The 22,511-nt window shown below is 70.9% G+C and carries 19 protein-coding genes; 13 read left to right on the forward strand and 6 right to left on the reverse strand.

Annotated features, from left to right (window positions below; all coding sequences use genetic code 11):
* Complete coding sequence (locus VGZ32_RS24815; protein WP_326888600.1) at window positions 1-453, forward strand: Rieske (2Fe-2S) protein; 453 nt, start codon at window positions 1-3, stop codon at window positions 451-453.
* 129 nt (window positions 454-582) lie between these two features.
* Here VGZ32_RS24815 and VGZ32_RS24820 read toward each other — a convergent pair whose 3' ends face one another.
* A complete protein-coding gene (locus VGZ32_RS24820) occupies window positions 583-1,347 on the reverse strand; it encodes an SDR family oxidoreductase (RefSeq protein WP_326888601.1) in 765 nt (254 codons plus the stop codon).
* A 32-nt stretch (window positions 1,348-1,379) separates the two neighbouring features.
* A complete protein-coding gene (locus VGZ32_RS24825) occupies window positions 1,380-2,618 on the reverse strand; it encodes a PucR family transcriptional regulator (protein WP_326888602.1) in 1,239 nt (412 codons plus the stop codon).
* A gap of 134 nt (window positions 2,619-2,752) precedes the next feature.
* Here VGZ32_RS24825 and VGZ32_RS24830 point away from each other — a divergent pair, with 134 nt between their 5' ends.
* The 6 genes from VGZ32_RS24830 to VGZ32_RS24855 all read left to right on the forward strand — a co-directional run bounded on the left by VGZ32_RS24830 (window position 2,753) and on the right by VGZ32_RS24855 (window position 7,466).
* Complete coding sequence (locus VGZ32_RS24830; RefSeq protein ID WP_326888603.1) at window positions 2,753-3,586, forward strand: SDR family NAD(P)-dependent oxidoreductase; 834 nt, start codon at window positions 2,753-2,755, stop codon at window positions 3,584-3,586.
* A gap of 17 nt (window positions 3,587-3,603) precedes the next feature.
* A complete protein-coding gene (locus VGZ32_RS24835) occupies window positions 3,604-4,602 on the forward strand; it encodes an alpha/beta hydrolase (RefSeq protein ID WP_326888604.1) in 999 nt (332 codons plus the stop codon).
* 159 nt (window positions 4,603-4,761) lie between these two features.
* A complete protein-coding gene (locus tag VGZ32_RS24840) occupies window positions 4,762-5,424 on the forward strand; it encodes a TetR family transcriptional regulator (protein ID WP_326888605.1) in 663 nt (220 codons plus the stop codon).
* Entirely contained in the window at window positions 5,421-5,879 is a 459-nt protein-coding gene (locus VGZ32_RS24845; RefSeq protein ID WP_326888606.1) for a universal stress protein, read from the forward strand. The genes VGZ32_RS24840 and VGZ32_RS24845 overlap by 4 nt, the downstream gene beginning before the upstream one ends.
* Window positions 5,880-6,080: 201 nt before the next feature.
* Window positions 6,081-6,542 (forward strand): MarR family winged helix-turn-helix transcriptional regulator, encoded by a 462-nt coding sequence (locus VGZ32_RS24850; protein ID WP_326888607.1) that lies wholly within the window; start codon window positions 6,081-6,083, stop codon window positions 6,540-6,542.
* A 3-nt stretch (window positions 6,543-6,545) separates the two neighbouring features.
* The gene (locus tag VGZ32_RS24855) at window positions 6,546-7,466 is read left to right on the forward strand and encodes an NADP-dependent oxidoreductase (protein ID WP_326888608.1); all 921 of its coding nucleotides are present in this window, start codon (window positions 6,546-6,548) and stop codon (window positions 7,464-7,466) included.
* A 378-nt stretch (window positions 7,467-7,844) separates the two neighbouring features.
* Here the strand turns inward: VGZ32_RS24855 and VGZ32_RS24860 are convergent, their stop codons facing one another.
* Window positions 7,845-9,236 (reverse strand): acyltransferase, encoded by a 1,392-nt coding sequence (locus VGZ32_RS24860; protein ID WP_326888609.1) that lies wholly within the window; start codon window positions 9,234-9,236, stop codon window positions 7,845-7,847.
* A gap of 91 nt (window positions 9,237-9,327) precedes the next feature.
* Here VGZ32_RS24860 and VGZ32_RS24865 point away from each other — a divergent pair, with 91 nt between their 5' ends.
* Window positions 9,328-11,376, forward strand: coding sequence for an acetoacetate--CoA ligase (locus VGZ32_RS24865; protein WP_326888610.1), 2,049 nt, complete (start codon window positions 9,328-9,330; stop codon window positions 11,374-11,376).
* Between the two features lie 57 nt (window positions 11,377-11,433).
* Here the strand turns inward: VGZ32_RS24865 and VGZ32_RS24870 are convergent, their stop codons facing one another.
* The gene (locus VGZ32_RS24870) at window positions 11,434-12,666 is read right to left on the reverse strand and encodes a helix-turn-helix transcriptional regulator (RefSeq protein ID WP_326888611.1); all 1,233 of its coding nucleotides are present in this window, start codon (window positions 12,664-12,666) and stop codon (window positions 11,434-11,436) included.
* A 176-nt stretch (window positions 12,667-12,842) separates the two neighbouring features.
* Here VGZ32_RS24870 and VGZ32_RS24875 point away from each other — a divergent pair, with 176 nt between their 5' ends.
* The 3 genes from VGZ32_RS24875 to VGZ32_RS24885 all read left to right on the forward strand — a co-directional run bounded on the left by VGZ32_RS24875 (window position 12,843) and on the right by VGZ32_RS24885 (window position 16,870).
* The gene (locus VGZ32_RS24875) at window positions 12,843-14,282 is read left to right on the forward strand and encodes a hypothetical protein (protein WP_326888612.1); all 1,440 of its coding nucleotides are present in this window, start codon (window positions 12,843-12,845) and stop codon (window positions 14,280-14,282) included.
* A gap of 126 nt (window positions 14,283-14,408) precedes the next feature.
* Entirely contained in the window at window positions 14,409-15,938 is a 1,530-nt protein-coding gene (locus VGZ32_RS24880; protein WP_326888613.1) for an amino acid permease, read from the forward strand.
* A 47-nt stretch (window positions 15,939-15,985) separates the two neighbouring features.
* Complete coding sequence (locus VGZ32_RS24885) at window positions 15,986-16,870, forward strand: GNAT family N-acetyltransferase (protein WP_326888614.1); 885 nt, start codon at window positions 15,986-15,988, stop codon at window positions 16,868-16,870.
* A 286-nt stretch (window positions 16,871-17,156) separates the two neighbouring features.
* Here VGZ32_RS24885 and VGZ32_RS24890 read toward each other — a convergent pair whose 3' ends face one another.
* Together VGZ32_RS24890 and VGZ32_RS24895 are read right to left on the reverse strand one after the other, a co-directional pair.
* Window positions 17,157-18,782, reverse strand: coding sequence for an AMP-binding protein (locus VGZ32_RS24890; protein WP_326888615.1), 1,626 nt, complete (start codon window positions 18,780-18,782; stop codon window positions 17,157-17,159).
* Between the two features lie 50 nt (window positions 18,783-18,832).
* Window positions 18,833-20,218 carry a GAF domain-containing protein gene (locus VGZ32_RS24895; protein WP_349263740.1) on the reverse strand — a complete coding sequence of 462 codons (1,386 nt, stop codon included), beginning with the start codon at window positions 20,216-20,218 and terminating at the stop codon, window positions 18,833-18,835.
* A gap of 294 nt (window positions 20,219-20,512) precedes the next feature.
* Between VGZ32_RS24895 and VGZ32_RS24900 the strand changes: the two genes are divergently transcribed.
* Both VGZ32_RS24900 and VGZ32_RS24905 read left to right on the forward strand, forming a co-directional pair.
* Window positions 20,513-21,250: a response regulator transcription factor gene (locus VGZ32_RS24900; RefSeq protein ID WP_326888617.1), complete on the forward strand. Its 738-nt coding sequence runs from the start codon at window positions 20,513-20,515 to the stop codon at window positions 21,248-21,250.
* A partial coding sequence (locus tag VGZ32_RS24905; RefSeq protein WP_326888618.1) for a HAMP domain-containing sensor histidine kinase occupies window positions 21,247-22,511 on the forward strand: 1,265 nt, incomplete at its 3' end. The genes VGZ32_RS24900 and VGZ32_RS24905, both read left to right, overlap by 4 nt.

Raw genomic sequence — 22,511 nt, forward strand, 5'->3', positions numbered from 1 at the left:
ATGATGGACGAATCGCGTCGTGCGGTGTTGGCTGCGGCCGCGGGAGTGGGGGCCTTGTGCTGCGCCTGCTCAGTCGCGGGATGCGCCACCTACGGAGCATCACAGGGCACTGCCGCGCCCGCGGGTGCGGCGGGGCAGGGACAGCAGAAGAGCGGTTCGGGCGCGGGCCAGACACTGGCCAAGACGAGTGACATCCCGGTCGGCGGCGGCATCGTCCTCGCGGACCGGCAGATCGTCCTGACCCAGCCGACGGCGGGCGTCGTCAATGCTTTCACCGCCATCTGCACGCACGCGGGCTGCACGGTCTCATCCGTGTCAGGCGGCACGATCAACTGTCCGTGCCACGGCAGCAGGTTCCACATCGCCGACGGCTCGGTGGCCAACGGCCCGGCGCAGCAGCCGCTGGCGGCGATATCGGTCCATGTCGCCGGGGGGAACGTCACGTTGGGGTGACGGCAAGACTTATGGCGCACCGTCAGACATCCAGACATCCAGACATCCAGACATCCAGCGAGGTGAGGCTCGAGCGGAGCACGGGCATTGTGGCGGCGGCGCCGGAAGGGGAACACTTCGAGTGCTGGCTCAGCGTGTCTCGTGCTCCAGGATCTTGCCGAAGGTCCGCGGGAGGTGGCGCTTGATCAGGATCGTCGCCTTGGCTGTGGTGCCTGGGAACACGTAGAGGCCTTTGCGGCCGAGTGAGCGCTCTACCTCATCGACAACGGCACTCACCGGCATGCCTGTGCGGTGCGCGGTCGCGGCCGGATCCTCCGCCGAGATGCGACGGAACTGCGGCGTGTCCACTTGGCTCGGGCACACGCAGCGGATCGTCACGCCGGAACCGCGGCACTCCTGGTCGAGTACGTCCACGAACGCGTTGACCGCCGCCTTGGACGACGCGTAGGCCGAGAGCTTGCGCGCCGGGACCCAGCCGCCGAGCGAGGAGTAGAGCACGACCTCTCCCCGGCCGCGCTCGATCATGCCGGGCACGACGGCACGCACGATCTGCACCGTGCCGAGGAAGTTGATCCGCCAGATCGCGTCGAACTCCTCCCGCGGCTGGCCGAGCGCCGAGCCGAGCCGTGAGACCGCCGCGGCGTGCACGAGGCGGTCTACCGGCCCGACGGCCTTGGCCAGCTGGTCCACCGCTTCCGCGTCCTGGACGTCGCAGTGCTCGATCCCGATCCGCGGCTCGCGCTCGCGCAGGGCCTTCAGAGCCGCGTCGTCGACGTCGGCGGCCACGACGTTCCATCCGTCCGCGGCCAGATGCAGCGCGCTCGCCTCACCGATCCCGCTGCCGGCACCCGTCACCAGTGCGGTCCCGCCTGTCAGCCGGTTGTTTCGTGACATGCGCCGGAGTATAGGGAAGTCGCTCGCCGAGATCACGTTCCCAGCGGTGGTGGCGCCACCTGCCCGCGCCAGCGCAGCACTTCCAGCGCGGCCCCGATGGCCACCACGTCCTGCGCGAGCGGCCGGGGCAGCAGTCGGTCCGCCTGGGCCAGGCGCCGTAGCAGGGTGTTGCGGTGGATGTACAGGCTCTGCGCGGCGCGCGAGACGTTGCACTGCAGGGCGATGTACGTGCGCACCGATTCGGTCAGCTCCGAGTCCGCGCCGGCGAGGTCGCCGAGAACGCGGCGGACGAACTGGTCTGCGTGTTCGAGGTCTGCGGTGAGCAGCGCGACCAGCTCGACCTCGTCGTGCGTGGCCAGCTGCTTCGGCGAGGCCAGGCGGGCGAGCATGCGCTGGACGGTGAGCGCGTCGAGGTGGCCGCGGCGGAATCCGTCGAGCCTTTCGCCGGTGGTGCCCACGGCGATGCGCGCCTGCGGCTCGGCCGCGACGCTCTCACGCAACCGGACGACGTCGGGGCGGCCGTGCACCCAGACCCAGCGGGTGGCCGCGCTGGCCAGCACGATGAGCGGGCGCGAATCCCCGGCGCAGGCGCCGATCAGCTCGGCGGCGCGGTCGAGCGCGGCGAGGTCGGCCCGGGGCTCGTCGCTCCACACGACGGCCGCGGTGTGCCGACCGTCGAGCCGATAGCCGAGGTGCTGTTCGGCACGCGCCCGCGGGATCGGGGCGCCGTCCAGCAGGAGGCTGACGGTCTCGCGGCGCTCGGCATGCGTACCCTGAGTCAGCTCCTCCCGCTCGCGGGCGATCAGCTCGGAGACGGCGGCGATGGTGTCGTCGACGAACTCGGAGATCGAGCGGCACGAGACGTCGATCAGCTCGCGCAGTTCCTCCCGGTCGGTGGTGAGCGTGAAGCAGATCTGGATCCACCGGCGCACCGCCACGCCCTGGCCGGTGCGGTACGCGTCGAGGACGGACTCGTTCAGGCCGCGGCGCACGAAGTCGCGGGCGACGTCCAGCGGGACGTCCCCGACGTTCGCCGGCACGCGCTCGCCCGGCCGGTGCACGTTCGCGGAGGCCCAGAACAGCAGATTGGAGCGGTTGGCGCGGCGGGTGGCCGCGGCGAGCACCGGATCCTCGGCGATCTGGACGCGGTTCGGGCCGGAGAGCGTGGCCTCGTCGAGCTCGGCGAGCAGGGCGGCGGGCGGGTCGAGCACGATCCGCGCGCCCTCGCGCATCAACTCGCGCACCCGCGCGGAAGGCAGTTCCCAGGACATGCCGACCAGCCTACGAGCCGGCTGTGCAATTCGCTGCGCCAAGCCTCGTTTGTGGTGCATATTGCCCTTGGCTGCGGCACTGCGGATTGGGACGATGAAGGGTAGTCCGCAGTTCGCCCCGGGGAGTTGACCGCATGGACCGTTACGACTTCAGCGTGGGAACGGCGATCGTCACCGGAGCGGCCGGCGGCATCGGCGAGCAGCTCGCCTACGCCCTGGCCCGGCGTGGCAGCGCCCTGGCTCTCGTCGACCGGGATGCCGAGCGTCTCGAGCAAGTCGCGAAGCAGGTACGCGAACTCGGCGAACATGCGGTCACCACGTATGTCGTCGATCTCGCCGACGATGAGGCGGCGCACGCGCTGGGCCGGGGGCTCGCCTCCGAGCACCCGGATGCCACGCTGCTGATCAACAATGCGGGCGTGGCGCTCGGCGGCACCTTCGAGCAGGTCAGCGAGGAGGAGTTCGACTGGCTGCTGGCGATCAACCTGCGCGCCGTCATCACGCTGACCCGGGAATTGCTGCCCACGCTGCGCGCCAACCCCGGCTCGCATCTGGTGAACATGTCAAGCCTCTTCGGTCTCATCGCCCCCGCCGGCCAGGTCGCGTACTCGACCAGCAAGTTCGCCGTGCGCGGATTCACCGAGGCGCTGCGGGCCGAGCTGGTCGGCTCGGTCGGGGTCACCTCGGTCCACCCCGGTGGGATCCGCACCGGGATCGCGCTCAACGCGCGGCTGGCCGCGTCGGTTGCCGGCCCAGAGGCGGAAGAGGAACGGGATACCTTCGCCGCGCTGCTCACTTACTCGCCGGAGAAGGCGGCAGCTCAGATCGTCGCGGCGATCGAGCACCGCCGACCGCGGCTGCTGATCGCGCTCAGTGCACGCATACCCGACCTGATCGTCCGCCTCGCCCCGGCCCACTACCCCGCGGTCGTGGCGGCAGTCCAGCGGCTTGTCGGCCGACCCCGGTGACGACGAAAGGGGTCTCCGTGCCCGTCCTCGACTGGCAGCCCGACATCCTCGCCGGCTACCGGCAGCACGTCTTCGAGTTCGGGCGCGACCCGGACGGCGAGGGCGATGCGGCCGCCGTGCTGGTGCGCCGCGAGTCCGCAGCCGACGAGTCCGCTCGGGGTGCGGTGTTGTACGTGCACGGCTTCGCCGACTACTTCTTCCAGACGGAGCTCGCGGACTTCTTCGCCGAGCGGGGCCTAGCCTTCTACGCCCTCGACCTGCGCAAGTCGGGGCGGGCGCGGCGGCCGGGGCAGACCGCGCACTACGTATCCGATTTCGCCCTCTACGACGAAGAGCTCGAACTCGCGCTCGCCGCCGTCGCCGAGGCGCATCCCGGCGTGCCCGTGGTGGTCGTCGCCCACTCCACCGGCGGCCTGATCGTCCCGCTGTGGCTCGCCCGCCGCCGCGCCGCCCAAGGCGGCCTTGCTCCGGTCTCCGGCCTGGTACTCAACAGCCCTTGGTTCGACCTGCAGGGCTCGCCCCTGCTGCGCGGCCCGGTGACCCAGGCGCTGCGTGTCCTGGCCAAGACGGGCACGCACGTGCGGCTCAAGCTGTCGTCGAGCCCTTACGGCGGAACCCTGCACACCAGCGGCACCGGCGAGTGGGACTTCGATCTCGAACTCAAGCCGCTGGCCGGGTTCCCGGTCACCCTGGGCTGGCTCAACGCGGTGCGCCGCGCCCACGCCGGCCTGCACCAGGGTCTCGAGCTCGGCGTGCCCTCGCTGATCCTGCGCTCGGACCGCACGCACTTCTCGAGCCGTTACTCGGAGATCAGCGAGCGCGCCGACCTGATCCTCGACGTCGCGCAGATCGCGCGGTGGGCGGGCTGCCTCGGCGGCGAGACCACCATCGTGCCGATCGAAGGCGCCCGCCACGACGTCTTCCTCTCCCTGCCCGAGGTGCGCAAGCGCGCGTACGAGGTCCTCGACGACTGGTTCGCCCGGCACCCGGCGGCCACCGGCACGGCGGGGTTGTAGACACCGCGCCCGCACGCGGCGCCACCGTCAAAAACTACCCGCGTCGGATGCGCGCCGGACGCTTGTGTCATTGGATGACAAGTTGCGCGAGGTGTTTTTCGGCGTAAGGTGTTTTTCGGCACTGCGCGCGGGTATCCTGCGGCCGGAGGTTCTTCGAGCATGAGCACCGCAAACGCCGCCAAAGTCGTCGGCGAGCTGCCCGCAGGCCTGCGCGAACGCAAGAAGGTCAAGACCCGCGACGCGCTGAGCCGGGCGGCGCTCGACCTGTTCCGCAGCCGTGGGTACGAGGCGACGACGGTGGACGACATCGCCGCGTCGATCGACGTGTCGAAACGCACCTTCTTCCGGTACTTCGACGGCAAAGAGGACGTGCTGCTGCGCTTCCAGCGCGAGGTGGCGGACCTGCTGCTCGAGGAACTGCGCGGACGGCCGGAGCGGGAGGAGCCGCTGGTCGCGCTGCGGCGGGCCGGAGCGCGCGCGATTGAGCAGGTCGCGGCTCAGCTGCCGCTGTATCGCGGCAAGCCGATGTACCTCGCCGTCATCAGCCTGATCGAGTCCACACCCGCGCTGGTGGCGGCGCATCTGCGGATCATGCTGGACCGCAAGGACGCGATCGCCGGGATCCTGGCCGAGCGGGAAGGCGTGGACCCGGCCCTCGACCCGCGCCCGCGGCTGCTGGTCTCGGTCTACGGTTCGGCGGTCGTGGTCGCCAACCGCGCGTGGCATGAGGCGGGCGCCGCCGGGACGCAGGCCCTGCTCGACTGCCTCGACCGGCACTTGGACGGCCTCGGCTCGGCGATCTCGGGGCGGTGGTCGGCGTGACGCTGTTCCAGGAGCGCGTCGTCGAGCACGGCACGCTGCGCCAGCACGCGGTGATCGTCGCCGTGGACGGGTCGCGCACCTCGATGCGCGCCGCCGACTACGCGCTGGGCCAGGCCCGGCGCACGGGCACCGCGGTGATCGGGGTGTTCGTGCGCCAGGCCGGCACCGTCGCCGTGGGCGCGCCGGCCACGTGGGTCTATGCCGAACACGCCCAGGACGAGGTCGCCGAGGAGATGCGCGACTACATCGCCGAGCGGGCCAAGGTGCTGGGGCTGGAGCACGGATTCGTCGTGCTGAGCGGCAGCCCGGCGCGGCAGATCCGGCAGCTCGCGGATCAATTGCTCGCCTCCGCGGTCGTGGTGGGCGCATCAGAACACTTCACCCACCGCTTCTACGGTTCGCTCGCGGTCCGCCTGGCTCGGGCCGCACACCAACCGGTCATCATCGTCCCCTGACAGAGGCCGCGCGCCAGGACTCCATCGCGGAGCCCCAGCCCGGTCGGCGAAGTCCTTGACCGGTGCTTCCTCAATCGGTGTTTCCTTGATCGCTTGTGTCGCTGCGCCGGGCTTCCGTCGACCCGGAATAGGATTCCATGGAATCTAGTTCTCGGGAATGCGGCTGATCGCAGAGCCGCGAGACGACGAGGGAGGACGGCGGTGGCGGAGCTCAAGCGGTTGTTCAGCGACCTGGTCAGGCTCGAGATCGAGCTCTGGGACGCGGTCGACCGGCGGCTGCGCGACACGCACGGAGTCCCGCTGGGCAGCTTCGAGATCATGCAGATCGTCGCCGCGACGCCGGGATGCCGGGTGTACGACATAGCCCGGCAGCTCTCGATCACCGTCGGCGGCACCAGCAAGGCGGTCGACCGGATCGAGTCCTGCGGCCACGTGGTGCGCAGATCGAACCCGGACGACCGGCGCTCGTCGATCATCGAGCTGACCCCGGCCGGCGAGCAGGTTCTGACCGAGGCGGGCGCCGTGGTCGACGCGGAGCTCGAAGCCCGGCTCGGCGCGGTCCTGCCCGAGCGTTCCCTTGACCAACTCCACGGCCTCATCTCGAAACTTCGCGCCGCGGGGCCCCCGCCCGACGCGGCCTGCCCGACATCAAGGAGTGAGTGAGTCATGCCTAAAGCAGTGCGCTTCAACGAGTACGGCGGGATCGACGTCCTGCACGTGGTGGACGTGCCGCTGCCCGAGGCGGGCGACGGCCAGGTGCTGGTGAAGGTGAAGGCCGCGTCGGTCAACCCGGGCGAGGCGAGGATCCGCGAGGGAGCCATGCACGCCATGTTCCCGGCCACGTTCCCCTCCGGTGAGGGCAGCGACCTGGCCGGCGTGGTGGAGAGGGTCGGACCGGGCGTCACCGACTTCGCGGTCGGCGACGAGGTCGCCGGCTTCACCAACCGGCGCGCCAGCCACGCCGAGTACGTGGTCGCCGAAGCCGCGGATCTGATTCAGAAGCCGGCGAACGTCCCCTGGGAGGTCGCAGGGTCCTTGTTCGTGGCGGGCACGACCGCCTACGCCTCGGTACGCGCGGTCGCGCTGAAGCCGGGCGACACGGTCGTGGTCTCCGGCGCGGCAGGCGGCGTCGGTTCGCTGGTCGTGCAGTTGGCCAAGAACGCCGGAGCAGAGGTCATCGGCATCGCCAGTGCGTCGAACCATGACTGGCTCACCGCTCACGGCGTCAAGCCGATCGCCTACGGCGACGGCCTGGCCGAGCGGCTGCGCGAGGCGGCCGACCGGATCGATGCCTTCATCGACACCTACGGCGGCGGATACGTGAAGCTCGCGATCGAGGAGTTGGGCGTGGATCCGTCCCGCATCAACACGATCGCGGACTTCGCGGCGATCGGAACCTACGGCGTGAAGGGCGAGGGCAGCGGGACGGCGGCCACGGCGGAAGTGGTCGGGGAACTGGCGTCGCTGGTCGCGCGGGGTGAGCTGGAAGTGCCGATCGCGGCGACCTTCCCACTGGACGAGGTTCGCGCGGCATACGAGCAGGTGGAGCGGCGGCACACCCACGGCAAGATCGTGCTCGTGCCCTGAGAGCACAGCAGTAAGGGGGCGAGCCCCGGGAGCCGTCCACTCCCGGGGCCCGCGCTTTTCAGAGGGTCAGGGGTGGCTCACCAGGTCGCCGTTGACCGAGATCACGCAGCCCGCCACGGTCTGCGGACGGCGGGCGCGAACGCCATGACATACCTCTCCTACAGCGTGATGAACAGCAGCATCCTGCGAGCCGGTGGACGACTCGCAGACCTCTCAATCCGCCGTCGGAGAGCGCTCTCCGCCGTGCTGATGTTGCGCCGCCGCCTCCGGGCTGTCAATGGGAAGCCGTTGCGGAACGAGTTACGTGACGAGTTCCGCAACCGGCACGGGAGGAGAAAAGGCACGTGCCCGAACGGCGGGCCTTGGTCTGCGGAACCGCTAAACGGGCGCGGTGGACGGAGGCGTCGCGCGGCGCCGGCGCGGCAGCACCGCATCGACCGTGACCAGCAGGATCCCGGCGCCGTAGACCACGGCGGCGGTGACGGGCGGACGGCCGTCCGGCGCGAATCCGGCGATGGCGAAGCGGGCGAGCGCGAAGCTGGTCAGTCCCGTCGCGACCCAGAGCAACGGCGCCGCGCCGCGGGCTGCCACCTGGTCCGCCACTGCGTGGCCTGTCGCTGCCGCGCCGCGAGTCGCCCGGTCGGCCGCCGCCGCTTCGGGGCTCTTCCCAGTCCGCTGATACGCCGGTCGGCGCAGTCGACGGCTGAGCAGCACGAGCGGTGCGAGCAACACCGCTACACAGCCGATCCACGCCGGCCTGAGCACCCACCACTCGGCCGATCCGACCGTCGGTTGCGGCATGGCGCCGGTCACGTACAGCAACACGCCGCCGAGCACGACGGGCAGCATGTGCCACAGATATACGGTCATCACCTCGGTGTTGCAGACCTCGATGAACCGCCACAGTCGCGGCCTGCGCAGCCATCGGGAGGCTGCCGGTGCGAGCGCGACGAGGATGCCGAGTTGGGCGGCCGCGTACGCGGCGAGCGCGACGGACGGCGGGGCGGTGTTGTTGATGCTCTGGCCTTGCATGCCGATCAGGCTGACCGGGAACAGCCCGGACCACTCCAGCGCGATGAAGACCGCCGCGCCGACGGCCGCGAGCAGGAGGGGGTCGCGGCGCCGGCGGGTGAGCGTGCCGTCCTGCCAGCAGAATCCGAGCTGGTACGCGGCGCCCCAGATCAGCACGTAGTTCGCCCAACCCAGGGCCTTGACGTGCATGGTGATGACCACGACGTCGACTCCGACGCCCAGCAGCGCCATCACGGCCGGAACCGCGAGGCCCGCACGCCGGTGGGCGGCGTACAGCGCGGGGGTGAGCAGCGTGAGGACCAGATAGACCGGCAGGAACCAGAGATGCAGCGCCACGGCCCATCCGGCCAGCGCACGCGTGCCGGATGGAACGCCGGCGGCTGCCGCGGCGGACATGCCTATTAATGCCACGGCGACGTACCAGGTGGTGGGGCCGAGCAGGCGTACAGCCCGACGGCGCAACCACTGCTGCGCGTTTCCGGTCCCCCGTGCCGCGCCCCAGCTGCGTCCCGCCGCGAACCCGCCGACCAGGAAGAAGATCGGCATGACTTGGAATCCCCAGGTCACCCACGGCGCCCACCGCACGTCGTGCAGCACGTCCGCGGCGCCGAACTGCCCGTCGACATAGGTCGGCGACGTTACTAGCCAGTGCCCGAACACGACCGCGCCGATCGCGGCGACCCTGAGGAAGTCGACGTACCTGTCGCGGCCCGGTTCCGCGCCCGAAGCAACCTGCACCGCACCATCATCGCTGATCACACGGGGAATCGGGTCGCCATGCGGGGGTCGGATCTTGCCCGGTGCAGGCGGGTCGTGCTCCACTGCGTCCATGGAGACCACGGATGCGCAGTCGAGGAAGCCTGACGACGTCCACGGCGGGGCGCCGGCCCCGGTCTGGACCCCGTCGCCGACGGACGTGGAGGGCGCGAACGTCGAACGATTCCGCGCCCGGCTGGCCGGGCGCGGAGTGCACGTCGCGGACTACCGGGAGCTGCACGCCTGGTCGGCGCGGGAGCCGGAGGCATTCTGGGGCGAGCTGTGGGACTTCTTCTCGATCGAGGCCGCCACGCCGGGGCGGACTGTGCTGGAGTCGCGGGAGATGCCGGGCGCTTCGTGGTTCCCCGGGGCGACCCTGAACTACGTCTCGCAGGTGTTGAGGCCGGCGCAGCGTTCGGGCGTCGCGATCATCGACGCAGCCGAGCCCGGTGGCGACGACGACAACGCTGCCACTGCCGCTGCCGACCGGACGGTGAGCTGGGCCGAGCTGCGGCGGCAGGTCGGGGCTGTCGCGCACACGCTGCGCGGGCTGGGGGTGGGCCAGGGCGACCGGGTGGTCGGATACCTGCCCAATATCCCGGAGGCGGTCGTCGCGTTCCTCGCGACCGCGAGCCTTGGGGCGATCTGGTCCTCGTGCGGCCAGGACTACTCCGCCGCGGCCGCGGCCGCGCGGCTCGGCCAGCTCGACCCGATGGTCCTGATCGCGGCGGACGGCTACCGGTACGGAGGTAAAGCGCACGACAAGCGGTCCTCGGTCGCCGAGTTGCGCGAGTCGCTCGGCTCGCTGCAGGCAACGATCGTGGTCCCGCGCCTCGGGCTGGACCTCGAGTCGGCCGGGCTCGGCGACGCGATCACGTGGGACGCGGCGGCGCAGGGCGAGGACACGGTCGAGCCGGTCGCGGTGCCGTTCGACCATCCCCTGTGGGTCTTGTTCTCCTCCGGGACCACCGGGAAGCCCAAGGGCATCGTGCACGGGCACGGCGGCGTGCTGCTGGAGCACCTCAAGCAGATCGCGTTTCATCTGAACCTGAAGGAGGACGAGCCCTACTTCTGGTACACCTCGCCGAGCTGGATGATGTGGAATTTCCAGGTAGCCGGACTGTTGGTGGGCGCGACGATCGTCTGTTACGACGGGAGCCCTTCACATCCGGGGCCGGGGACGCTGTGGGAGCTGGCGGCTCGACACCGCGTCGTCGCGCTGGGCACCAGTCCCGCCTATCTACAGGCGACCGAGAAGGCCGGCGTTCGGCCGGCCGCGCAGTACGACCTGTCGCGGCTGCGGGTTCTCGGCGTGACCGGGTCGGTGCTGCCAGCTGCGTCGTACCACTGGGCCGCGCGGGAGGTGGGGCCGCGCGTGCAGGTGGTCTCCACGAGCGGCGGCACGGACGTGGTCAGCGCGTTCATCGGCGGGGCACCCACCGTGCCGGTGTACCCGGGCGAGATCTCCGTCCCCTGTCTCGGCGTCGCGCTCGACGCGTTCGGGCCGGGCGGCGAGAGCGTCCGGGACGAGGTGGGCGAGCTGGTGATCACCGCGCCGCTGCCGTCGATGCCGGTCTTCTTCTGGAACGACCCGGACGGCGCGCGGTACCGGGCCGCCTACTTCGACACGTACCCGGGCGTGTGGCGGCACGGCGACTGGATCACCATTACCGGGCGCGGCACGATCGTGGTCCACGGCCGCTCCGACTCCACCTTGAACCGCAACGGCATCCGGATGGGCAGCGCGGACATCTACCAGGTGGTGGAGCAGTTCCCGGAGGTCCGCGAAGCGCTGGTGATCGGCGCGGAGGAGCCGGGCGGCGGCTACTGGATGCCGCTGTTCGTCGCGCTCGCCGACGGCGCACGGCTGACCGACGAGCTGGCCGACCGCATCCGCGCCGCGATCAGGACCCAGGCCTCGCCGCGACACGTGCCCGACGAGATCATCGCTGTGGCCGGGATCCCGCACACCCGCACGGGAAAGAAGCTCGAGGTGCCGATCAAGCGGCTGCTGCAGGGGGCCGCTCCGGGCGACGTGCTAGACAGCCAGTCAGTGGACGACGCGACGTTGCTGGAGGTCTTCGCGCAGCTGGGGAAGGCGCGAGCAGCACGCGGGCAATAGGCGGTCCTCGGGCGGGGTCAATGCGCTCGATTACCAGTCCCCTCGCGGGGTGCGCGGTCAGGCGATGACCCCGGAGCGGCGGGCGAGCTCGCGCAGCCGGGAGCTCGGCATCGGGGTCGCCTCCGCCAGCAACGCGATCGCGGCGCGGGTGCGCGGCCGCCGGTGCACCTCCTGGCTGGCCAGCTGCTCGGCGGCCAGCAGCGAGCCCAGCGCCTCGTCGTACAGGCCGACGTGGACCTGGGCCGCGGCGAGGTCGGCCAGGTGGTGGGTGCGCCGCTCGCGGGGCAGCGAGGCCAGCGCCGCCGGGTCGATCCGGTGGGCGACCTCGACCGCGCGGGCGTTCCGCCGCAGCCGGATCAGCGCCGAGACCTCGTGGATCAGGGTGTTGGTCGGGCCGAAGCCGGACCACTGGTGGTTGGCGTCCGCGCCGAGCAGGTCCGCATACTCGCGGGCCTGCTCGATCATGCGCATCGTGCGGTCGTGGTCGTCCGCGTCGGCCGCGCAGACCGCCGCGGTGAGGTAAAGCATGCCGAGAACGGAAAGCCCGTCCCCGCCGCCGCACAGCAGGTCCTCTTCGAGGCGCGCGGTCGCGGCGGCGCAGACCTCCAGCGCCGCGCCCGCCCGGCCCAGCGTCGTGAGCGCGTGCGCGACCTGGCGGGCGGCGGAGGCGATCACGACCGGGTCGGCGCTCTGCTCCGCGGCGAGCGCGCCCCGGTCGGCCGCGTGCCAGGCCGTCGCACCGTCGGCGAACTCGACCAGGACCGCCGCGGCCAGCTGATAGGCGCGCGAGGCGGCCGCCCACGCCCCGGCGGACCGGTCGCTCGCGGCGACCCGCTGCGCCTTCACGATAAGGGAGGGCAGCACCCGGCCGATGATCGAATAGTGAGCCGCCTGATATGCGTCCCAGGCGTACGCGGCCTGCCGGGCGATGGTCTCGACCGCCTCGGGGTCGGGCTCGGCGGCGGTGTGGTCGGCGAAGTGCTCACAGATCACGTCGTAGCGCTGGAGCGTGGTGCGGATCGCGGCGGCCTCGGACGCGTGCGCGCCCGCGTCGACCGCCGCCGAACCGGCGTCGTCGCCGTCGGAGAGCAGCTGTTCGAGCGGGACCTCGAGGACCCGGGACACCTGTTCGAGCACGCTGATGCGCGGGTCGGCCTGCCGTCCGCCCAGCTCGAACTGGGCCACCCAGGAGCGGCTGCGGCCGAGCCGGGTGGCGAATTCCTGCTGGTTGAGGCCACGCCGCTTGCGCCAGTGCACGACCCGCCGGGTGATTCCGTCGAGATCCGTCATGCCTCGCCTGCCGTCCGGTTTGTACACGAACTGTGGACAACGATTACCAAGGGTCAGAGTACTGTCACTCTACCGAGTCCCGCGCGGACCTACGCGCACCCGTCGCATTAAAACGGCATTAAGCGCGATACCCAGCGTTGCCGGGCCATCACGCGCCGTGGAAAGGTGACCCGACGTTGACCACGACCACGTCCCTCGGGCGCGATCAGGGCCTTGACCCTGATGCGCGCACCCGGGTCGTGCTCTACCTCGTCGGATCGCCGCTCGACGGCGGGATCGTGCTCGGCGCGCTGCGGGCGCACGCCGACGCCTTGCAGATGCGGGTGATCGAGGTGCACTACGATGCCTCGCGCCGGGTCCCCGCGTGGCAGCGGCCGGGCCTGGCCGCGGCGCTCGGGCGCATCGGGCCGCAGTTCGCCAGCCACCTGGTCATCGACCGCACCGAGTATGGGCGGCTGCCGATCGGCGAGCGGGCGTGGCTGGAGCGGGAGATGCTGACCCGGGCCGGGGTGATCGAGCCCGTCGACGTCGCGGAGTGGAAGATCGACCGCGTCGTCGAGGAGGAGCGGCCCGCCGCCGCGGCGCGCGGCCTGACCGCGGTCAGCATCCAGGGCACGGCGACGGCGGCCAGGCCCAAGCTCGACTGGCATCCAGCCGGAGCGGACGTGCGCCTGGTGGACGCCTGCACCGAGCTGGAGGCGGGGCGCACCGCGTTCCCCGGCGAACTGCTGGAGTTCACCCGCTCGGACTTCGCGCTGCGCGCCCATCGATCCCTGATCCTGGCCTCGTACGCGGTGCGCTCGACGGTCGCGGACCGCTGGGTGCGCGAGTCGCCGGAGAGCCCGGAAGCATGGCTCGTATACGCCAGGGTCGCGGTGCTGCGGGCGTTGCGGGCGGCCCGGCAGGGGCTGCCGGACTCGGCGGTTCTGGCGGAGGGGGCGCACGAGGCCTGCTTCGCCGCGTCGGGCCGGATGAAGACCGATCCCACACCGTTCGTCGCGATGCTGATGCTCGAAGGCCCGCGGCTGACGGGGCGTGTGGCCACCCCGGGGCCGCGCGACCTGGGCGGGCTACCAGGTCCGTGGGACCTGCTGACCGAGGTGCGCGGGCGCGATCCGCACAGCCGGGAGGGCTTCCGGCGGCTGCTCGAGTACTTCACACCGCGGTACGGCGGGTCGGTGTCCGAGATGTGGCACGTGGCACGCTGGGCCGCCGCGATCACGCCCGAGCGCAGCGACCCGCAACTGCTCGAACTGGTGGTGTTCGTGGAGCGCTACCGGGAGCTGTGCGAGCTGGGCCAGCGGCGCGACGGGGCGCTGATGTGGCGCGGCCCGGCCGCCGAGCAGGCCGCCTCCCGAGCCTACGACGGCTGGTTCGCCGCGCTCCCCCGCGGCTCGGCCGTCTACACCGGTGATCTCTCCCTGCTGGCCTTCGCGCTGGCGAAGGCCGAGCGCCTGACCGAGACACGCAGGGTCCTGGCACGCACGCTGCCTTACGTGGCGCGGCAGCCGTGGGCACTGGACGGCGCCCCGGAGGCACAACTCGTCCGGGCGTACCAACGAGCCCGCGCCGCCGGGCCCGCACACGGATCGGGGTCCGCACCAGGCCCCACCTGAGAACCCCCACCTCCCCCACGGGAACGCGAACCCACACCGCCCGCCGACGATGCACTGCTGAATAAGACAGAGCTGAATAAGACAGTTGAAACACAACGGACGTCCCTGCTCTGGAGGGTCGAGCGCATGTCGAGTACCCAAGTCAGGCCCGAGATCCTGCCCGACGAGAAAGAGCTGGCCAGGCTCGGCTACAAGCCGGAGCTGGCCCGCCCGCTGACCTGGTTCGGCAACTTCGCCTTCCCGTTCACCATCATCAATCTGATCGCCGGGGTGTTCACCGGCTTCGGGATCTCGATGGGCGCCGGCGGCCCGCGGGTCCAGGTCTGGGGCTGGATCGCGGTGTCGCTGCTGATCCTCACCGTCGCCGCGGCGATGGGCGAACTGGCCGCGAAGTGGCCGATCAGCGGCGGCCCGTACTTCTGGTCCTACTACCTGGCCCGCAAGCACCAGCGCGCGGCGGCCTGGTTCACCGGCTGGCTCAACTTCGGCGGGCAGGTGGCGGGCACCGCGGCCACCGACTTCGCCGCCGCCGGCTTCATCAATATCCTGCTGAGCCTGCAGTTCGCCGGCTACCACCCGACGCGATACACCACCCTGCTGATCTGCGCGCTCATCCTGGCCGTGCACGCCCTGGTCAACACCCTGTCGGTGCGCGACGTGGGCTGGCTGAACAAGGTGTCGGTCTGGTGGCTGCTGATCGGCACCGTGGTGATCGTGACGGTGCTGGCCGTCGCGCCGTCGCACCACCAGTCGGCGGCGTTCGTGTTCTCCCACTTCGAGAACGACACGGGCTTCTCCTTCGGCCCCTACGCGGTCGGCATCGGCCTGCTGTCGGTGTCCTGGGTGTTCACCGGCATCGACGCCAGCGCGCACATGAGCGAGGAGACGATCAGCGCGTCCCGGTCGGCGCCCAAGGCGATGGTCCGGGCGGTCGGCGTCTCCGCCGCGGTCGGCTTCGTGCTGCTGCTGGCGCTGATCTGGTCCGAGCGCGACTATTCGGGCGAGCTGTCGTCCTCCTTCCCGCCCGCGCAGATCGTCATGGACGCGCTGACCCCGACCGCGGCGAAGCTGCTGCTGTTGATCGTCGTCGGCGCGTTGCTGTTCTGCGGCCTGTCCAACATGACCAGCAACAGCAGGCTGATCTTCGCGCTGAGCCGGGACGACGGCCCGATCCCGGGCACCCGGGTGTGGCGCAGGGTCAACGCGAAGGGCACCCCGGTGCGGGCCGCCTGGCTCGCCGCCGGCCTGTCGTTCCTGCTGGTGCTGCCGTCGCTGGTGAACACCGCGACGTTCAACGCGGTGGTCTCGATCAACGTGATCGGCCTGTTCGGCGCGTACGCCTTCCCGGTGTTCCTGAAGCTGCGCCGCGGCGCGGACTTCGAGCCGGGCCCGTGGCACCTGGGCCGGTGGAGCCGGGCGATCGGGGTGACGGCGGTGGTCTGGGTCCTGCTCAGCAGCCTGCTGTTCCTGGCGCCCGAGACGTATCCGATCACGTGGGGCAACTTCAACTACGCGCCGATCGCGTTCGCGGTGCTGCTCCTGATCGCGGCGGCGTGGTGGACGCTCGGCGCGCGCAAGCGGTTCCAAGGGCCGCCGAAGAGCACTCTGACGGCGGAACAGCGCGCCGAGTTGGACGACGATCTCGGCCTGGTGTGACCGCGGGTCTGATACGTTCCGGTCCGTCCTGAAAGGAGTACTAAGCCATGCCTTCTTCCCCGACCGCGACCGCGACGGCCCGCTTCACCGTGGCCCGCGCCGACGCGCACGACTGGGCGTTCGTGGCACGCTGGTGTGAACGCGAGGGCTGGAATCCCGGGCGCCGCGACGCGCTCGGCTTCCTGCCGCAGGACCCTGACGGCTTCTTCGTCGGGCGGCTGGACGGGGAGATCGCCTCCGCGGTGTCGGTGGTCAACTACGACGACGCGTTCTCCTTCCTCGGGTTCTACCTCGTGCGCGAAGACCTGCGCGGGCGCGGGCTCGGTATGGCCACCTGGCGGCAGGCGGTCAAGCACGCCGGATCTCGCACGATCGGGCTGGACGGCGTGCCGGCGCAGGAGGCGAACTACGAGCGATCCGGCTTCAGCGCCGTCTACCGCACGGTGCGTTACGGCGGTTCCGGCTCCCACTGGGGCTTCGGTTCGCGGCAGACCGCGGCGCCCGGCGTCGTGCCCGCGGACCAGGTCCCGGTGACCGCGGTGGCGGAGTTCGACCGGCAATGTTTTCCCGCCGACCGGTCGAGCTTCGTCGCGCGCTGGCTCTCGCTGCCGGGCCACACCTCGTACGTGCACATGACCGGCGACCGGGTGACCGGTTACGGCGTGATCCGGCCTTCGCTCGAGGGGTATCGGATCGGACCCCTGTTCGCCGCCGATCAGGCCGCCGCGCAGGGGCTGTTCGACACGCTGGCGGCCTACGCTGGCCCCGGTCCGGTGTTCATGGACGTGCCGGAACCGAACGAGGCCGCACACAAGCTGGTCGCGGCGTGTGGCCTGGCGCCTGGCTTCGAGACGGTGCGCATGTACACCGGCCCGACGCGCCCCATCGCCGTCGGATATGTGTACGGAGTCACCACGCTCGAACTGGGTTAACCCCCTTCAGCTATCCCCCTGCAGTCGTTCCCAGCGGCGGGTCGGCAGTGCGTGTGCCGACCGGGACGACTGTGTGCTGGGGGCGCCGCCCGAGGCCCGTCGGGTGGCGCCCCCAGCACCTCTCTAATCCGGAAGTAACAGAAAACCGCAGCTCAAGCCTTGATCGAATACTCACTTTCCGGCCCCAGGAGGGTCGCGAAGCGGCCCAACCTCTTCGCTCTACGGTCAAGCAGCGCTCTCATCCAGCGCTGCGATGCCGCGCTCGACGCGCGCCGTGCCGCCGGCCCTACGCCGGTCGCCCCTCCTGCCCGAGCACCCACACGTCTCCGTCCTCGTCGATCCGCGCGGTCTCGCCGGTCGCGTACAAGCCGGGGAAGCGCGACCAGTATCGAGCGGCGAAGCGCTCGTCGTCGCGCCACAGCGTGCGCGCCATGCTGGGCCAGGGCTCGAGCATCACCAGATGGCCGGGGGTGCCGCGGCGCGCCTCAAATCCGCTGTCGTCGAGTACGTCTGCGACGACGCCGGGTAGCGGGCGCGCGGCGCCGCCGGGTTTGGTGCACGACACCCCCGGCAGAGAGCTGATCATGATCGCGCCGGTTTCCGGCTGCCACCAGGTTCCGACCACGGCCGCCCGGTCGCCACCGACCTCGCGCCGGTACCAGAGCCAGGTGTCCGGATCGACCGGACCGCCGTCGATACCGAGGATGCGCAGCGACGAAAGGTCGTAGCGGGACGCGTCGCCTGCGCCCCGCGCGGCTTGCACTCCCCCGCGCCGCAGAGCCCTGATCACTCCGGGTGCGGCGAACAGGACTGAGACCCCGTACTTCTGCACGATCTGCCAGATCCGGCCCGGCTCGTCCGTTTCCGCCGCTCCCTCGTACATGACCTGCGTCGCGCCGTTGGCCAACGGCCCGTAGACGAGGTAGGAATGCCCGCTGATCGAGGCGATGTCCGCGGTGCACCAGTAGACGTCGAGTCCCGCCTTGTGATCGAAGACTGCGTGATGGCTGAAGGCGACCTGCGTGAGGTAGCCGCCCGCGGCGTGTAGCAGCCCGCGCGGCTCGATCCGGCCCGGCACGCCGCCGCGCCCGGGTGTCTGATAGCTGATGAACAGCGGATGCTCGGCGTAGAGGGTGGGCGCGCGGTGCTCGGGAGGCGCGGTCTCGACCGCGTCGTGCCACCAGATGTCCCGACCGGCCTGCCAATCGAGCCGCTCGCCGGTGCGCCGCACCACAACGACGTGTTCGACCTTTGAATCGGGCGCCAGGTCCAATGCGGCATCCAGCACGGACTTGAACTGCACGGTCTTTAACGACCCTGTGGGGGACAGCGGCGCGCGACCGTCACGGAACCCGCCGTCCGCCGTGACGACGATCTTCGCCCCGGCATCCCGCACGTGCGCGGCGAGACCGGCCACGTCCAGCGCGGACGGCAGCGCCGCGTGCACGGCGCCGATCCGCGCGCACGCGAGCATCGTCACCACCGTCTCCGGGACCATCGGCAGGTGGATCGCGACCCGGTCGCCCCGTACGACGCCGAGCGCGTTCAGCGCATTGGCTGCTTGGCACACCGCCCGGTGCAGGTCCGCGTATGTCAGCATACGGACATCGCCGGGCGCACCCTCCCAGTGCAGCGCCACCCGGTCTCCGGCGCCGGCTTCGACATGCCGGTCGACGCAGTTGTATGCGACGTTCAGCGCGCCGCCGAGAAACCAGCGCGCATACGGCGGGTCCGACCAGTCGAGCGGACGCTGCCACTCCACGAACCAGGACAGCCGCCGTGCCTGCCTCTCCCAGAAGCGGATCCGGTTCGCCCGCGCCTGATCGTAGATGTCGGCCTTCACATTCGCGGCCGCGGCCAACTGGTCCGACGGTGGAACGCCGCCGTGCCCGTGCTCTCCTTCGTGGGTCATGGTCTCCCTGCCACAGCCCGCACGCCGGCGGCGGACCCGTAGCGGGGAGGTTATGCACCGATACGTTGCGCGAACGTTGCACGCGGCGTGACCGGCGGTGTTGCACGCATTTCGGCCGCCACGCGGAAGTGTGCGCGGTCCGGTCCGAGGCCGTAGTCCCGGCGCAACTGCCCGATCCGCATCGCGATCTGCGCCCGGCGCGGCGAATGGTCCGGCAGTGCGGCCGACAGGGTCTCCCATGCCTCAAGGTCGTCGCCGCCCCAGGCAGTCCTGGTCCACTCGTCCAGGAGTGCGGGGTCGCGGCCGGCGAGGACCGCGCCGCGCAGCCGCGACTCGACGAGGTTCCGGATCCGGGCGATGCCGGGCGCGTCCGAGGCAGGCAGCAGCGGGCCGCGATAGTCCTCGGCGGCGTCCCGCACGGCGCCGCGGTCCAGCGCGCCTAAGGTGCAGAGGAAGTCGGCGCAGGGCGGCACCTTGAACCGATAAGGCCGCGAGCCCAGCAGGTCAGAACCGAGCAGATTGCGCAGCCGGGACATCTCCGCACGCAGCGTCACCGGGTTGACCAGCCGCTCGCCGTAAAGCTCGAAGCTCAACTGCTCCCCGCTCAGCCCTTCGGGATGCCCTGCCAGCAGGACGACGATCTCGCTGTGCCGCCGACCGAGCCGCCGCCGCGGCGCGCCCGGGCCCACGGTGAGCAGCGCTTCGTCGCGGCCGAGCGCGCGAATCGACGGCGCCGCACCGCTGTTCGCCGAGTCCGCCGGCCCAGCCGAGGCGGCGCCGAGCAGCCCGGCCAGCTGGACCTCGGCCGCGCGGGCGGCGGCCTGGGCCAGCGCGAGGCTGTGCGGGCTGGCCAAGTGATCGCCGCCGGTGAGGTCCACGACGCCGATCAGCCGCCCCGTGCGCGGGTCGTGCACCGGCGAGGCGGCGCAGGTCCACGGCTGAACCGGGGTGCTGTAGTGCTCGGTGGCGAAGATCTGCACGGCGTGGTCCACGGCCATCGCCGTGCCCATCGCGTTCGTCCCGGCGTGCCCCTCATCCCAGTACGCGCCAGGCACGAGGTTTATCCGCTCGGTCTGCTTGCGCACACCAAGGTGCCCTTCGACCCAGAGCAGCATGCCGCGTTCGTCGCTGACCGCCAGGATGTGCTCGCCGTCGTCGGCGATGGTGCCGAGCAGGTCCCGGAATACCGGCATGGCCAGCGCGAGCAGATGTCCGCGGCGGTATTCCTCCAGGTCACCGTCGGTCAGACCGACCGGGGCGATCCCGTCGACGTCCACGAGCGCGCCGGCCGAGCGCCGCCAGGAATCGGTCACCACCGGCCGCACGGACGCCGGGGTCGGCGCGCCGGCCAGGAAGGCCCGGTGGGCGCGGCGCACCTCGCGCACCCGCAGCGTCGGGTCGGCGCCGACTTCCAGCGCTAGCCAAGGGTTCGCCACCTGTGTACCTGCCCCGAACGAGAGCCGGTCCATCCCACTGTTCACGCCATCGTGGTCCATACGACACCGCCTGCGCAACGCCGTGTACCCGTTGCGTTACCTGGCGCGCACAACCGCCGTCCGAGTGCCTTATCGCCGTTCATCGCGCTTATTGGGCGAAACAAAGAGCCTTCTCATCGTTTGTTCATGAGAGATTGGCAGCATCGTGGCGACGGCGCGAAACGGGCCGTGACCAGCGCAAGGTCGGTTCTGCGAGCCGACCCGCGCACCACAGAGCAGAGCGGGAGTGCGGAGATGTCCACGGTCGAGACGAGCAGCCGGATCCTGGTCGTGGACGACGAGCCCGCGGTGCGCGAGGCGCTGCGCGCCGGGCTGGAGTTCGAGGGTTACGAGGTGGCCCTCGCCGCGGACGGCCTCGGCGCGCTCGAGTCGATCGCGAAGCAGGCCCCCGACGCGATCGTGCTCGACGTGATGATGCCGCGGATGGACGGGCTCACCGTGCTGCGCCGGCTGCGCTCCTTCGACGCGGCGCTGCCCGTGCTCCTGCTGACCGCCCGCGACACCGTGGGCGACCGGGTCACCGGCCTGGACGTGGGCGCGGACGACTACCTCGCAAAGCCCTTCGACCTGGACGAGCTCTACGCGCGGCTGCGGGCATTGCTGCGCAGAGGCGCGCTGCTCACTGAGGCGGCAGCCACGGCGGAGGCGGACTCCGAGGTGCTCCAATACGCGGACCTCACGATGGACGTGCTGACCCGCGAAGTGACCCGGGGCGCGCGGGCGATCGAGCTGACCCGGACCGAGTTCAACCTGCTCGAGATGTTCCTGCGCCACCCGCGCCAGGTGCTCGCCCGCGATCAGCTGCTCAGCAGCATCTGGGGCTTCGACTTCGGCCCGACCTCGAACTCGCTTGATGTCTACGTGATGTACCTGCGCCGCAAGACCGAGTCGGGAGGCGAGCCCCGCCTCCTGCACACGGTGCGCGGCGTCGGGTACGTGTTGCGGGCTGATTCGCCCGGCGGCAGCTCATGAGGCACGCGCGGCCCGTCCCGCCGCGCCCCGCAGGCAGCCCCCTCTCCCCGCGCGGCCTGTTCAAGCGCCTGTCGCTCCAGGGCCGTTTCGCCCTCCTCGCCGCCGTCGCGGTGTCGGTGGCGGTGGTCGGCGCGGCCCTCGCCTCGTACTTCCTGGTGCGCGACCAGCTCTACGGCGAGATCAACAACAACCTGTCGCGAGCGTCTTACATCGGCCAGCACGCGGGTGGCGCCTCGGGCGGCCCCGAGGAACCCGCCGCGAACCTTGGGGGCGGGGGGCCAGGGCCCCCACACAGTGCCGCCAACTTGCTCTCAATGTGCCTCAACGGTCAAACGTTCGGACCCGGCGGCGGCTTCGGCGGGAACATGACCGAGATCATCCGCTCGGACGGCGTCACTTGCGCATCGGGCGGCGGGTCCACAGTCAACACGACGGAGATGAAGCCGACGGCGACGCAGATCGCCGTCGCGTCCGGAACGCAGGTGGGCGGCGTCTTCTACGACGACTACATCAATGGCGAACACGTCCGCGTCTACACCACCTCGCCCGAGTCCGGGTATGCGATCTCCTTCATCCAATCGCTGACCAACGTCGACTCCTCGCTGGGGCACCTGGAGCTCTGGCTCGCCGTTGCCGCGGCCGGCGGGATCGCGTTGGCATCCCTCGCAGGTCTCGTGCTCGCCCGGTCGGCCACCCGCCCGGTGCGCCGGCTCACCGCGGCGGTCGAACACGTCGCGAGAACTGAAGACCTTTCCATCCGCCTGCCGGTGAACGGCAAGGACGAGCTCAACCGGCTCGGGGCGAGCTTCAACAAGATGACCAAGTCGTTGAAGAACTCGCGCGACCGGCAACGTCAACTCATCGCCGACGCAGGCCACGAACTTCGCACTCCGCTCACATCCCTCCGCACCAACGTCGACCTCCTCCTCAAGAGCGAACGCACCGGCCGCGAACTGCCACCCGGTCGCCGCGAGAGCATGCTCGAGAGCGTGGATCAGCAGCTGCACGAGCTGTCCGGCCTGGTCACCGACCTGCTCGAGCTCTCGCGCGGGCAGGAGGGCGGCGCTCGCAAGACGATGCGCGTGGCGTTGCACGAGAGCGTCGGCCGAGCCGTCGAGCGAGCCCGGCTGCGCGGCCCCGGCCTGACCTTCGACGTCGAGATCGAGCCCTGGTACGTCCAGGGCGACCCGACCAGCGTCGACCGAGCTGTCGTCAACCTCCTGGACAACGCGGTGAAGTTCAGCCCGGCCGGAGGCACCGT

The organism is Actinocrinis sp., assembly GCF_035938995.1.
GTDB lineage: Bacteria > Actinomycetota > Actinomycetes > Streptomycetales > Catenulisporaceae > DASZGI01.